Genomic DNA, 13,353 nt, shown 5'->3' with positions numbered 1-13,353 from the left:
ATAATAATGGTGAAAAACGACTTAATTTTATTGTGAATTTTATAGTTATACTATAATTATTCTGAATATAGCATAAATAAATTCGGAATGGAAGCTCTATTTACAAAAATCAGTTAATTTAAGGGTTTATTTTTCTGTTAAAAGTGTAAAAAAGATGATTAAATTGCTGTTTTAAAGTAATTTATCGATTATTAAAAGATTTTAGGCGAAAATTAATGAATTCTGTTATCACTACAATTTCAAAGTGAATCTACCGGTTATGTATTTTCTCTGTACGTCTTATATCGAAGTAGCATTCCACGTTCTATATAGGGTGTCATTTATTGTGAATACCTTCACAATAAATGACACTTGTCATATCGAATATAATGACATTTATGTCTTCTGCGAAGTTAGAAAGTTCTTTATTATGAGAGTTAAGAAGTATGTGAGCGAAAAAACATCCACTGGGGAGGATAATATGAGTAAAGAAAAAACGAAGCAGTTGCATAAAGATGTTGCACCTTTTGCGAAGTCCGATCAGAAGAAAAGTATTATGCAGATGATTAATACGATCCCGCCATTTCTCTTATTATGGTTTTTAGCATATCAGAGCTTGTCCGTGTCCATTTGGTTGACACTTGGAATTGCGGTCATTGCAGCAGGATTTGTTGTTCGTACGTTTATCATTTTCCATGATTGTACGCATGGTTCGTTCTTTAAAAACAAAAAAGCAAATGATGTTGTTGGTACAGTTACAGGTGTTTTGACGCTGTTTGCCTATGAAAAATGGAAGCGTGAGCATTCGATTCACCATGCAACAAGTTCAAATCTTGATAAGCGCGGTGTTGGTGATATTTGGGTGATGACTGTTGATGAGTATATCGCAGCATCGAAAGGAAAGCGTCTTGCATACCGTTTGTACCGCAATCCGCTAGTGATGTTCGGTCTTGGTCCTTTGTATTTAGTGCTTGTATCTAGCCGTTTTAACCGTAAGGATGCAAGGAAGAAAGAGCGCAACAATACGTATTTGACGAATGTCATTCTTGTTGCCTTGTATACAGCTGTGATTATGCTTGTTGGTTGGCAGTCGTTCCTGATTGTTCAAGGGTCAATCATGTTTATTGCAGGGGCGCTTGGTATTTGGTTGTTCTACATCCAGCATACGTTTGAAGACTCGTATTTCGAAGAAGAGTCGGAGTGGGACTATGTGAAGGCGGCTGTGGATGGCAGTTCGTACTATAAATTGCCGAAAGTGTTGCAATGGGCGACGGGCAATATCGGTTTCCACCATGTGCATCATTTGGCACCACGTGTTCCGAATTACAACTTAGAGATGGCGCATGAGTCAACACCACCTCTTCATAAAGCGACAACGATTACGATTAAAACAAGTTTGGAATCCATTCGTTACCGTCTCTATGATCCAAAAAACAAAACATTTGTTACGTTCAAAGATGTAAAGAACTTGTTGAAATCCGCAGGTACTTCCATTGACTTGAAACCGAAACGTACGAGTTTTGAAGGGAAATAAGAAAAGCGTAAGGCGCCTGCATGAAGGAACGCAGTCTAAGTACGCCACGTCCTGTGGCAACGACTGCATGACCTACATCCTGTAGGCCTCAACAAACAGTCATCTCTTCAAAGGGATGGCTGTTTTGTTATAATGAAAGGGAAAGATTAGGAAGGTGGACGGTATGCGAAGCTGGTATAGTATTTTTCCAAGGAACCCATGGCTAAGTATTTATGCGTGGGCAATATTTTGTCTGTTACCGTTCTTTTTCATATTTAGATCTTCATCGCCAATTGAAATTTCCATAGGGATTACGTTATTTTTACTGTTCTTCTTGTCCTATCGCTTTTCGTTCAAATCAAAAAGTGGACTTGTGTATATGTGGATCAGTTTTGAAATGGTCATTAATATTGTCATGACGTTGCTGTTTGGCTATGTATATTTGGCTATATTTACGGCCTTTTTCATTGGAAATATTCGTAATCCGGTCGGTTTCTTCATTATGTATGGTCTGCATATTGCCTTTACAGTAGGGGCCATTGTCGGTGGTTTTTTCATTGAAATCGAATTGTTTCTGCCGCAAATTCACTTTATCCTCATTTCGGTTATTGGAACGGTGCTATTGCCATTCAATTTGTATAACCGTAATAAGCGAGAGAATTTGGAGGGGCAGTTAGAGGATGCGAAAGAGCGGATTTCGGAACTCATCATCCTGGAAGAGCGAGAACGGATTGCACGTGACTTACATGATACACTGGGGCAGAAGCTATCACTCATTGGCTTGAAAAGTGATTTGGCCGGGAAGCTGGTGACGCGTAATCCGGAGGCGGCAGTGAGTGAGTTGCATGATATTCGGCAGACGGCGAGCATTGCACTGAAAGAGGTGCGGGAGCTTGTGGCGGATATGCGGGCGACGAAGTTGGAAGATGAGCTGATTCGTATTCAGCAAATATTGAAGGCAGCCGAGATGGATTTTACCATTGAGGGCGATCCAACGTTTACGAATATCCCCACGATTGCGGAGAACGTTTTAAGCATGTGCTTGAAGGAGGCTGTGACTAATGTCGTCAAGCATAGCTACGGGACGTCTTGCCGTGTGGCGTTTGAACAATTGCCGAACGAATTCGTTATCATTGTAGAAGATAATGGCATTGGCATTACACGAGGTGGAGAAACGTCACCGGGGAATGGCTTGAAAGGCATGCGGGAGCGGTTGGAATTTATCAATGGCAACTTACGCATTGAGGGGGGCATGGGTACGAAGTTATCGATTCGGGTACCTGCGGTTATTAAACATATTGTGGAGGGAGATTGACATGATACGTATTGTCATAGCAGAAGATCAGGGTATGATGCTGGGCGCGCTCGGTTCATTGCTCAATCTTGAAGAAGATATGGAAGTTGTCGGCAAGGCGAAGAATGGTGAAGAGGCGGTTGCGTTCGTCAAGGAGCAGCAGCCAGACGTCTGTATCATGGACATTGAAATGCCTGTCATGACGGGGCTTGATGCGGCAGAAGCATTGCGCGGCGAAGAATGCAAAATCATCATTTTGACGACGTTTGCAAGAACGGGTTATTTTGAGCGTGCGCGGAAAGCGGGGGTACGGGGCTATTTGTTGAAGGATAGTCCGATTGAGGACTTGGTCAGCTCTATTCGAACGATTATGGATGGCAGACGAATTTATGCACCGGAACTCGTCGATATTGCGTACGGCGATGATGACGAGACGGAAAACCCGCTGACAGAACGTGAAAGCCAAGTGCTTGGGCTTATTGCGGAGGGCAGAACGACGAAGGAAATTGCAGGTGAATTGTATTTAACGCCGGGAACTGTGCGTAATTATATTTCTACCATTCTTGAAAAGCTCGGCGTGGGGAATCGTATTGAAGCGATTTCTCGCTTCAAGGAAAAGGGTTGGCATAAATAAGTAAAAACGAGAAAACTCCGCCAATGGCTTACTGCTTGGCGGAGTTTTTGCGCGTGGATAATCCATCCATTTGAAAACAGGTGCTAGCAATGAACCTGTCGAAATGATTGCGCATCGACTGTGGGAACGCCTCCTCGAACCGCTGTGGCCCATTGCCCCAACCATCAAACGCCCCCCATCATCGAATCGTTAGTCTAGTATATTCGGAAAAGCTTGTGGCGGTGTGTGCGCTTTAAGGAATCCCAAACTTAAGAAATTCTTCATGATTGTTCTACGAGATTCTTCACTTTTAATGACTAGTATAAAGAAAGAGGAACTGATAAAAGAGGTGTGGAATAATGAAAAAAATAATGCTGATGCTTGTCATTTTTGTGTTAAGTCTCACGTTTGTGATGAAAGATAAAGAATTAATCTCCGAAGCCGTTGATCTGCAGCATCATGCCAAGGCGATCCTGTTGATGGAGGCGGAAACGGGAAAAGTACTGTACGAAGAAAATAGTGCAGAACCGCTGCCGATTGCGAGTATGTCTAAGCTGATGACGCAGCATTTAGTTTTGAATGCGATTCACAATGGGACAGTAACGTGGGAGAGTACGTACCAACCGAGTGAGTATGTCCAAAGCGTTGTGAAAAAGGCGGGTGCAGTTAAACTTGGCATGACAACAGGCAATTCATATCGGGTAAAAGAATTGTTTACCGCCATGACCGTGAATTCTTCGAATGACGCGGCAATAGCGCTCGCTGAAATGGTGAGTGGAACAGAAGAGGAATTTGTAGCGTTGATGAATGAGCAAGCGAAAAGCTTCAGACTCAAGGAGACCACCTTTTTCAATGCGAGTGGATTGGATGGCGACTACATAGGCAAGGGAGCAGAGCAAACGAATCATGCGTCGGCACGGGATGTTGCTGTGATTGCGCAACGCTTGTTGGCCACACATCCTGAGGTGCTTGATTTTGCGAAGATGACTGATTTTACAACGAGTGAAGGGGCACGGTTATGGAGTACGAACTTGATGCTACCAGGTATGCCGCAAGCGTTTTCAGGAATCGATGGACTAAAGACGGGTTATACGGATCAGGCGGGTTCTTGCTTCGTAGGCACGGGTGTTTTTAATGGCAAACGGATCATTTCAGTCGTTATGGATGTCGAAACAAATGGAGAAGATACCACCAATCCAAGATTTGAGCTGACAAGAGAACTGATTGAACGATTTGTGTTGGATTGAGATTCTTGCTTTAAATCCTTAATCCCCAAGCCCTCCAACTAGCGGAAGGGCTTCTTTTCCAATGGGACTAAAATTGCTATGCGTGCTATACTATTCATGAAACATTTAGAAAAAGGAGACAAGTGAAATGGATAAAATAGAAGTCAACGAATGGAAAGAAAAGCTACCACTTATTAAGCAAATGATGGCACGTGAAGAAGTACTGTGGCTTAATCCATTAGTAGAATCAGCGACAACAGGCATACCGAAAACAGGCGTGACTATAGAAAATGTACAAGATGCATCGGATCGTCTTAAACGTTTTGCAGCATACATCGAACGTGTTTTTCCTGAAACGCAAGCTTCAAACGGTATTATCGAATCGCCATTAACAGCGATTCCCGCGATGAAAGCAGCGCTTGCTGACGAATACAGTACAGCCATTCCGGGGAATTTATTTTTAAAACAAGACAATGCTTTGCCGATTTCGGGTTCTATTAAAGCACGAGGAGGCATTTATGAAGTACTGAAACATGCGGAAACATTGGCGATTCAGCATGGGTTGATTACAACTGAAGATGATTATGCCAAGTTTGCAGAGCCGGAATTCAGTGCTTTATTTGCTCAACATAAAATTGCGGTTGGTTCAACTGGGAATCTAGGTTTAAGCATCGGTATTATGAGTGCGAAACTAGGATTCGACGTTACGGTTCACATGTCAGCGGATGCGAAGCAATGGAAGAAAGATATGTTGCGCGAGAAAGGCGTTACCGTTATTGAATATGCAGATGACTATAGCAAAGCGGTTGAAGAGGGGCGTCGTCAAGCGGATGCAGATCCATCTTGCCATTTTATCGATGACGAAAACTCACTTGATCTATTTCTCGGTTATGCAGTGGCGGGAGAAAGAGTCGCGACGCAATTACAGGAACAGGGTGTTACAGTCGATGCGGATCATCCACTATTCGTGTACTTGCCATGTGGCGTTGGGGGAGGACCGGGAGGCGTCGCATTCGGCTTGAAGCTAGCATTTGGCGATCATGTACGTTGCTTCTTCGCAGAACCAACTCATTCACCATGTATGATGCTTGGCATGATGACGGGCCTTCACGATCAAATCTCCGTTCAAGATTTTGACCTTGATAATAAAACAGCTGCAGACGGACTCGCGGTCGGTACAGCATCTGGCTTTGTCGGCAAAACGATGGAGCCGCTATTAGAGGGCTGCTATACCATTGCAGATGAAACGATGTTCACGTTATTGAAGAAGATTGCGGACACGGAAAGCATTCGACTTGAACCATCTGCATTAGCTGGTATGACAGGACCTGTGCATAGTATTCGCGAAAATAGAGAGGGAGCTAACTCTGAAAACGCAACGCATCTCGTCTGGGCGACAGGCGGCGGCATGGTACCAGAAGTTGAAATGGCTGCTTATTATGCAACAGCAAAGAAATAAATCTCTATATTTCCCGGGAAATCGACAATTCTGAGCATGTGTGAGTAAGTACACTCATCCAATTGGAGGGGATTCGTGTGGAACGTAATTGGAAACAATCGAAAACGACCATTCAAATTCGACAAATTGTACAGATTGGGGACACTTATGGCATTACCTTTACTCCAGAAATGTTAGCTCATTTAAACGTTTCGGCCGATGAAAATGTACAAGTCGTGATGACAGAGAACGACCTAGTCATTCGAAAAGTATTACCGGCCAATTATCCTGATGGCGATTCTGATGGCTTTCAAGATATTGTACATGAAGCATCGGCAACATATGGGACAACCGTGAAAAGTGAATAAGTACAAAGCAAAAGCCGCCCGTTATTTGGGCGGCTTTTGCTTTGGAGGTGATGATGTGATAGGTGCTTGCAAAATATTAAGTCCATCATCCTATCTTCATATCGTATACACTCACTGAGTGGACAGAAAACGTGCCTTCACAAAGTTTAATGATTGTTGTAAGTCCTCGTCAAGCTGTGCTTCGGTTGCGTTATTGGAGAGGTCACGCCAGACTTTAATATCTTTTCCGACTTGGCCTCCTGTTTTGACAAAAGGCTCCATAACGATGTATTGATCGTAGTTGATGTCTCTTAAGGCCTGTCCAATTTCTGTCCATGGAAGAGAGCCATGCCCGGGAACTTTCCGATTTGCTTCTCCGATATGCAGGTGCCCCAAGTAAGTGCCTGTGTAACGAATAGCATCCGCTATGTTGTCTTCTTCTATGTTCATATGGAAAGTATCTAGCATGACTTTGACATTTGATTTATTGATTTCTTTCACGTAAGCGACAGCTTCTTTGGCATCATTTAATAAAAATTGTTCGAAGCGGTTGAGTGTCTCGATTAGTAGAGTAATGTCATATTTCAGCGCGTAGTCAGCTAAAATGCGAAGGCTAGTCATACTATGCTTAAGTGCTTGTGGTTTGTCGATGTCTTCATTGTAGTCAACAGGCCAATAGGAATAGATTGTACCACCAATTCGATCGATGCCAGCCATATGCAGTTTGTCGAGAACTTTTTTCATGAAGTCTATTCCGTTTTGTCGAGTTTTTTCATCAGAAGACGAGAGATCATATTCCTTTGGCAGTCCTATACCCGCTGTCAAGATGACATTGTGCTGCTCTGCCAAGTTACGTAAACGGGCTAATTCATCATCTGATAAATTAACCAGACCAAGTGCGGCCACTTCTAAAACATCAAAGCCAAGGGCCTTCACTTTCTCAATATACTTCTCAAAATCAGCTTCCCAAGAGTCTTCCCAATATGCAAAGTATACACCGTATTTCATCAAAAATTCCCCCTTAGAATAATGTAAGTATCTTTGTCATGATGTTGCGATATTGTTACTACATGATATAATAATGAAAACGGTATCTTTTAGTCAAGTTAGAAGATTCTAAAAATGAATCAGAGGTGTTTAGTTTAATGGAAAAACTGGATAAGTCAGTTCCTATCCCGCTTTACTTTCAACTTAAGGAGCTAGTGCTAAAGCAAATTAAGGAAGGGATTTATAGAGTAGGAGATTCGATTCCAACAGAAAAAGAGTTAAGTGAAATGTATGATATTAGCAGGACGACGGTCAGGCAAGCAATTACTGAGCTGGTACAGGAAGGTTGGCTATATCGGGTGAAAAGCAAAGGGACATTTGTGAGGACACCTAAGATTTCACAAAGTTTCATTCAAGCACTTGGTTCATTTAATGACCAAATCCGTGCATTGGGAATGAACCCAACAACGGAAGTTATGGATTTTGAAGTAATAGAAGCACCAGAAGAAGTGGCTGAGCATTTGAAATTGGAACCGAAAGAAAAAGTAATTTACATTCATCGTCGTAGATTTGCAGACAATGAGCCTATTGTTATGGTGAAAACGTATCTACCTTTTGAGAAGTGTGAGTTTGTTTTGAAGCATGACCTTGTCAAAGAGTCGCTCTATCCAGTTCTAGGTATGAAAAAAGAAACACAAATTAACAAAATTCGTCGTTTCATCGAAGCGGTGGAAGCAGAAGAGTATGATATGGAGCACCTTCAATTGGAGAGGGGGAGGGCCATTCAACAGTTTATATCCATCGGTTTTAATATGCAGGATGAACCGATTGAGTATTCGCTAGCACGTTACCGTGGAGATAAAAATCGATTTGAAATCATTATATCATCCACTAAATAAATAGAAGATACAAGGGGGATGGAGGAAAATGGGGAAGTATATTTTAGCGCATGATTTGGGGACATCAGGAAATAAAGCGACACTATTTTCAGCTACTGGTGAAATGATAGGTAGTAGTATATCGTCTTATGACACGCATTATTTCAATGAAAAATGGGCGGAACAAAATCCGGAAGATTGGTGGAATGCGGTATGTACTTCGACGAAACAGTTGATTGAACAACTTGGAATTTCGTCGGAGGATATTCAAGTCGTCAGCTTTAGTGGTCAAATGATGGGATGTTTATGTGTCGATCAACAAGGGGTTCCCTTGCGAGATTCTATCATTTGGGCAGATCAACGTGCACAAAAGCAAGTGGAAGATTTGGAGCAATATTTGACGCAAGAGGAGTTTTATCGAATTGTTGGCCATCGAAACACAGCTTCCTATGGCATTCAGAAATTGATGTGGATTCGTGATAATGAACCAGAAATTTACGAGAAAACCTACAAAACTTTAAATGCAAAAGATTATATTGTTTTCAAATTGACAAATTCATTTTACACAGATTACTCGGACGGCAATGGTATGGGATGCTTTGACTTGGAAAACTTACAGTGGTCTGATCGAATTATTAAGAGTAGTGGAATCGATCCAGACAAACTGCCGGAATTGAAACCGTCTACATTTGTGGCAGGGAAAGTAACGGAAGAAGCGGCAAAGGCGACGGGATTATCACCTAGTACCCAAGTGGTGATTGGTGCAGGAGATGGAGTGACTGCTAGTATTGGGGCCGGGTCTGTCAGCGAAGGCAAGACGTACTGCTCACTTGGTACATCTGCTTGGGTGACGACTACTTCCAAAAAACCGATATTCGATCCTGAAATGCGAACTGTAACATGGGCGCATGCCATTCCAGGATATTATGCACCAAATGGCACAATGCAATATGCTGGTGGGGCCTTTAATTGGATGAAAGAAACCATCTGTACTTCAGAAAAAGTGGAGGCGGAACGGTCCGGAAACTCTATTTATGACTTGATTAATGAACAAATCGAACGGACTCCTGCAGGTTCAAATGGTCTGCTGTTTCTTCCCTATTTACTCGGAGAACGGGCACCGCGCTGGGATTCGTACTCCAAAGGAACTTATGTAGGAATTACATCGGAAACAACGCGTTCTGAAATGTTAAGAAGTGTGCTTGAAGGAGTTACATTCAACTTGGCGATTATATTGGAAGTTTTGCAGAAGCATATTGATATTGAAGAAATGGTCATTATCGGTGGTGGTGCAAAGAGTGAAGTGTGGCGTCAAATCATTGCAGATGTCTTTGCCCTACCTGTCAAAGCTCCTAAGCTATTGGATGAGGCAGGGTCAATGGGAGCTGCTATTATTGGCGGTGTAGGCGTCGGGATTTATGAAGATTTTGAGGTAGTTGAACGATTTATTACCATTAATCAATCACAAGTTAATAATTCTGATAACTTAGAACTCTATGAAAAGTCAAAGCGGCGTTTTGATGATTTTTATTTTGCATTAAGGCCTGTTTTTGAAAAACATCAATTGGAAGGGGGAGCTTATTAATGGCTCTAGTGACGGGAGATAGAATTTTACAACATGCAAAACAAAACGGTTATGCAGTGTGTGCGTTCAATGTAGAAAATATGGAAATGGTTCAAGCAGTTATAGAAGCGGCGGAGGAAACGGGTTCACCTGTAATTATTCAAACCTCGGCTAATACGGTGAAGTATGCACATATGGATTACTATTTTGGAATGGTTCAGGCAGCACTAAAGCATGCAACGATACCGGTGGCCGTGCACCTCGATCATGGTGATGGGACGGAACTTGCTCTTCAAGCAATCAGAGCAGGTTATACATCTGTCATGATTGATGCATCCAAGCAACCGTTTGAGGAAAATGTTGCAAAGACAGCAGCGGTTGTAGAAGTCTGTAAACCAATCGGTGTGTCTATTGAAGCGGAACTGGGCAATGTAGGTGGTAAACCGGGGGATACGGATTTTGGCGCGAGTGGCTATACGAAACCGCTTGAGGCAAAAGCGTTTGTCGAGCGAACGGGTGTGAGTTCTTTAGCGGTTGCCATAGGGACGGCGCATGGTGTTTATAAAGGAGAACCGAATCTGGATCTGAACCTGCTGGCTGAATTGAAACGAACTGTGGACGTACCGCTTGTCTTGCACGGAGCTTCGGGGCTTTCGGAACAAGATGTTCGTCAATGTATTGAAAAAGGAATTTCTAAAATAAACTATGCTACGGAACTTCGTATCATGTTTACAGAAGCTGTGAAAGAATACTTCAATCTGGAAGATGATTTTGTTGATCCTAAGAAGTTTACGGGGTATGCACGTGAGAAAGTCAAAGAAGTGGCAAAAGAAAAGATGATTACTTGTGGCAGTAATGGACAAGCATTTACATTTCATTGATTAGAGGTTGAAGTATGGAAAAATTATTATTAGGAATCGATATTGGAACGTCATCATGCAAAGTTGCCATATTCAAGGCAGATGGAGAAGTGGTGGCACAAAGTTCTTCACATTATCCAACGTATTATCCCGAATCAGGCTGGGCAGAACAGAATCCTGAAGAATGGTGGACGGAAGTTTGCCAATCTATCAACCAGTGTTTGGACAGTGAACAATTATCAGGTGATCAGATAGTGGCGATAGGGGTTACTGGGCAAGGGTGGGCGGCAATACCAGTAGACGAGGAAGGTAATTGTTTGCATAATACACCAATTTGGTTGGATACACGGGCGACTGACATTGTTTCTACAATTGCCGAATCAATTACTGAAGAAGAGATATTCAAGGTATCGGGTAATTCCTTATCCCCGACGTATTCAACACCGAAGATTTTATGGTTTAAGAAGCATAAGCCTGAATTATTTAAGCGTACGTATAAATTTCTTCAAAGTAATAGTTTTATAGGTATGAAATTGACAGGGAATATGTCATCTGATCGTAGCCAAAATTATGGATTACACTTTTATAATCCGGTGACATTTCAATACGATGTAGAGATGGCCAACCAGTTTGGGATTCCTCTGGAGAAATTCCCGGATATTTATCAAAGTCATGAAGTGATTGGTACTGTAACGAGTCAGGCAGCTCAAATCACTGGGCTAAAAGCGGGGACGCCTGTAGTTGCTGGAGGTTTGGATGCTGCATGCGGAACCCTTGGGGCGGGAGTCATTCATCATTATGAGACGCAACTTCAAGGTGGACAAGCTGGTGGCGTCAGTATATGTCTGGATAGGCCAAGGACGCATCCACAACTAATATTTTCACCACATGTCATTCCGAATCGATGGTTGCTGCAAGGGGGAACGGTCGGAGGAGGCGGTGCACTTCGCTGGTTCAGGGAGGAATTTGGAGAGAGTCTGAGTTTCGATGAATTGACAAGTCTTGCTGAAGAGATACCAGAGGGTTCTGATGGAGTCGTGTTTTTGCCATATTTAGCGGGGGAAAGAAGTCCGATTTGGAATCCAAAAGCAAAAGCGATGTTTTATGGATTGAGTTTTAAAGAAACGAAAGGTCATGCTGTTCGTGCCGTTTTAGAAGGCGTCGTTTTTTCTGTCTTTCATAACTTATTGACAGCAAAGGAAGCAGGAGTAGATATTGAAAAGCTAGACATCCGAGCTATGGGTGGGGCGGCGAATAGTGAGTTATGGATTCAAATCTACTCAGATATCACAGGATGTCAGATTAAAGTACCGAGTTCTGACACGGCAACAACGCTAGGTGCAGCTATATTGGCTGGTGTCGGAGTAGGTGTATATAAAGATTTTGACGAGGCAATTGATCAGACGGTCCAGATTACTCGGCAGCATGCACCGGATTTGAATCGTCGCAAAAATTATGAATCATCGCTAGCTATCTATTTAAAACTATCTAGCATGATGAACAAAGAAATGTTCATTGGATAGGATGCACCAGAAGTTTAATATTTTATAAGAGGCTTACTGCCCGTTAATGCGGGATAAATCAGATATAGTGAGGGTGGAAAAATGAAAGCAGGAGTATTACATGGGAGAGAAAAATTAGTTTATGAAGAGGTAGACATGCCGTTGCCAGGCCCAGGAGATGTCTTGGTAAAAGTAAAATTTACGGGCATTTGTGGTTCGGATATTCCCCGGGTAAATGGAAATGCTGCACATAGCTATCCAATCATACTAGGACATGAATTTTCAGGGGAAGTAGTGAAAATCGGAGAAAATGTGGAGAGATTGCAAGTTGGTGATCGGGTTGCAGGTGCACCGTTGTTGCCTTGTATGGAGTGTGAACAATGTAAAAGTGGCGATTATGCACTCTGTGAAAACTATAGCTTTGTCGGTTCCAGAAGAAACGGAAGCTTCGCCGAATATGTTGTCATACCCGAGAAGAACGCCATTCGGTTTGAATCGTCAATCTCTTATATGAAAGGCGCATTTTTTGAGCCGATAACAGTGGCGTATCATGGGATTAAGCGCCTCAATTTTAGACCGGGCTCTTCGGTTGCGATATTAGGCGTGGGCAATATTGGTTTCTTTACTTTGCAATGGTTGAAGCTGTTAGGAGCAAGTCATATTACAGTTTTCGATATTAGCGAGGAGCGATTGGCATTAGCGAAACGTTATGGCGCAAATGAATGTATCCATACAAAAGATGAAAACTTCTTGAGCGAAATGAACAAAAATGGACAAGTTAGACACTTTGATTTTGTTTATGAAACAGCGGGGAATACCGCAACGATTAAACTGACGTTTGAATTAGTGAAGAAAAAAGGGGCGGTTTGTCTAATTGGTACGCCAACCCAAGAACTAACATTTAGCATTGATGAGTGGGAAAAAATCAATCGGAAGGAATTCACACTCACGGGTTCCTGGATGTCATATAGTAAAGACTTCCCTGGTGAAGAATGGAAGGAAACGGCAAAGTATATAGAATCAGGAGCGATTCAAATAGATGATTCATTGCTTTATAAAGTTTTCCCGCTGAGTGAAATTGCGGAGGCGTTTGAACAATTCAAAATACCGGGTGCTGTCAAAGGAAAAATTTTAATCGATAGCGAAAAGTAG

The 13,353-nt window shown here is 42.4% G+C and carries 12 protein-coding genes; 11 read left to right on the top strand and 1 reads right to left on the bottom strand.

The genetic code is table 11. From position 1 onward, the window contains the following. The first annotated feature begins 460 nt into the window (after nucleotides 1-460). From MKY34_RS01890 to MKY34_RS01865, 6 genes are all read left to right on the top strand, one after another. The gene (locus MKY34_RS01890; RefSeq protein ID WP_342513570.1) at nucleotides 461-1,513 is read left to right on the top strand and encodes a fatty acid desaturase; all 1,053 of its coding nucleotides are present in this window, start codon (nucleotides 461-463) and stop codon (nucleotides 1,511-1,513) included. Nucleotides 1,514-1,676: 163 nt separating this feature from the next. After that, nucleotides 1,677-2,807, top strand: coding sequence for a sensor histidine kinase (locus tag MKY34_RS01885; RefSeq protein WP_342513569.1), 1,131 nt, complete (start codon nucleotides 1,677-1,679; stop codon nucleotides 2,805-2,807). 1 nt (nucleotide 2,808) lies between these two features. Then, nucleotides 2,809-3,420 carry a response regulator transcription factor gene (locus MKY34_RS01880; RefSeq protein WP_342513568.1) on the top strand — a complete coding sequence of 204 codons (612 nt, stop codon included), beginning with the start codon at nucleotides 2,809-2,811 and terminating at the stop codon, nucleotides 3,418-3,420. 338 nt (nucleotides 3,421-3,758) lie between these two features. Further along, the gene (locus tag MKY34_RS01875; RefSeq protein WP_342513567.1) at nucleotides 3,759-4,646 is read left to right on the top strand and encodes a D-alanyl-D-alanine carboxypeptidase family protein; all 888 of its coding nucleotides are present in this window, start codon (nucleotides 3,759-3,761) and stop codon (nucleotides 4,644-4,646) included. A gap of 127 nt (nucleotides 4,647-4,773) precedes the next feature. Then, nucleotides 4,774-6,084: a D-serine ammonia-lyase gene (locus tag MKY34_RS01870; protein ID WP_342513566.1), complete on the top strand. Its 1,311-nt coding sequence runs from the start codon at nucleotides 4,774-4,776 to the stop codon at nucleotides 6,082-6,084. A gap of 77 nt (nucleotides 6,085-6,161) precedes the next feature. Beyond that, nucleotides 6,162-6,431: a hypothetical protein gene (locus MKY34_RS01865; RefSeq protein ID WP_342513565.1), complete on the top strand. Its 270-nt coding sequence runs from the start codon at nucleotides 6,162-6,164 to the stop codon at nucleotides 6,429-6,431. Between the two features lie 111 nt (nucleotides 6,432-6,542). On the opposite strand, the gene MKY34_RS01860 is transcribed toward MKY34_RS01865, so the two are convergent. Then, nucleotides 6,543-7,418 (bottom strand): sugar phosphate isomerase/epimerase family protein, encoded by an 876-nt coding sequence (locus MKY34_RS01860; protein WP_342513564.1) that lies wholly within the window; start codon nucleotides 7,416-7,418, stop codon nucleotides 6,543-6,545. A gap of 137 nt (nucleotides 7,419-7,555) precedes the next feature. Between MKY34_RS01860 and MKY34_RS01855 the strand changes: the two genes are divergently transcribed. The 5 genes from MKY34_RS01855 to MKY34_RS01835 all read left to right on the top strand — a co-directional run bounded on the left by MKY34_RS01855 (nucleotide 7,556) and on the right by MKY34_RS01835 (nucleotide 13,353). Further along, the gene (locus tag MKY34_RS01855) at nucleotides 7,556-8,296 is read left to right on the top strand and encodes a GntR family transcriptional regulator (protein ID WP_342513563.1); all 741 of its coding nucleotides are present in this window, start codon (nucleotides 7,556-7,558) and stop codon (nucleotides 8,294-8,296) included. 28 nt (nucleotides 8,297-8,324) lie between these two features. Further along, nucleotides 8,325-9,860 carry a xylulokinase gene (xylB, locus tag MKY34_RS01850; RefSeq protein WP_342513562.1) on the top strand — a complete coding sequence of 512 codons (1,536 nt, stop codon included), beginning with the start codon at nucleotides 8,325-8,327 and terminating at the stop codon, nucleotides 9,858-9,860. Next, complete coding sequence (locus MKY34_RS01845) at nucleotides 9,860-10,720, top strand: class II fructose-bisphosphate aldolase (protein WP_342513561.1); 861 nt, start codon at nucleotides 9,860-9,862, stop codon at nucleotides 10,718-10,720. The genes xylB and MKY34_RS01845 overlap by 1 nt, the downstream gene beginning before the upstream one ends. A gap of 14 nt (nucleotides 10,721-10,734) precedes the next feature. After that, on the top strand, nucleotides 10,735-12,222 hold the full coding sequence (locus MKY34_RS01840) for an FGGY-family carbohydrate kinase (protein WP_342513560.1): 1,488 nt from the start codon (nucleotides 10,735-10,737) through the stop codon (nucleotides 12,220-12,222). Nucleotides 12,223-12,303: 81 nt separating this feature from the next. Further along, on the top strand, nucleotides 12,304-13,353 hold the full coding sequence (locus MKY34_RS01835; protein ID WP_342513559.1) for a galactitol-1-phosphate 5-dehydrogenase: 1,050 nt from the start codon (nucleotides 12,304-12,306) through the stop codon (nucleotides 13,351-13,353).

The sequence above is a fragment of the Sporosarcina sp. FSL K6-1522 genome (assembly GCF_038622445.1).
In the GTDB taxonomy this organism is placed as follows: domain Bacteria; phylum Bacillota; class Bacilli; order Bacillales_A; family Planococcaceae; genus Sporosarcina.
This window is presented reverse-complemented; position numbering and strand designations above follow the sequence as displayed.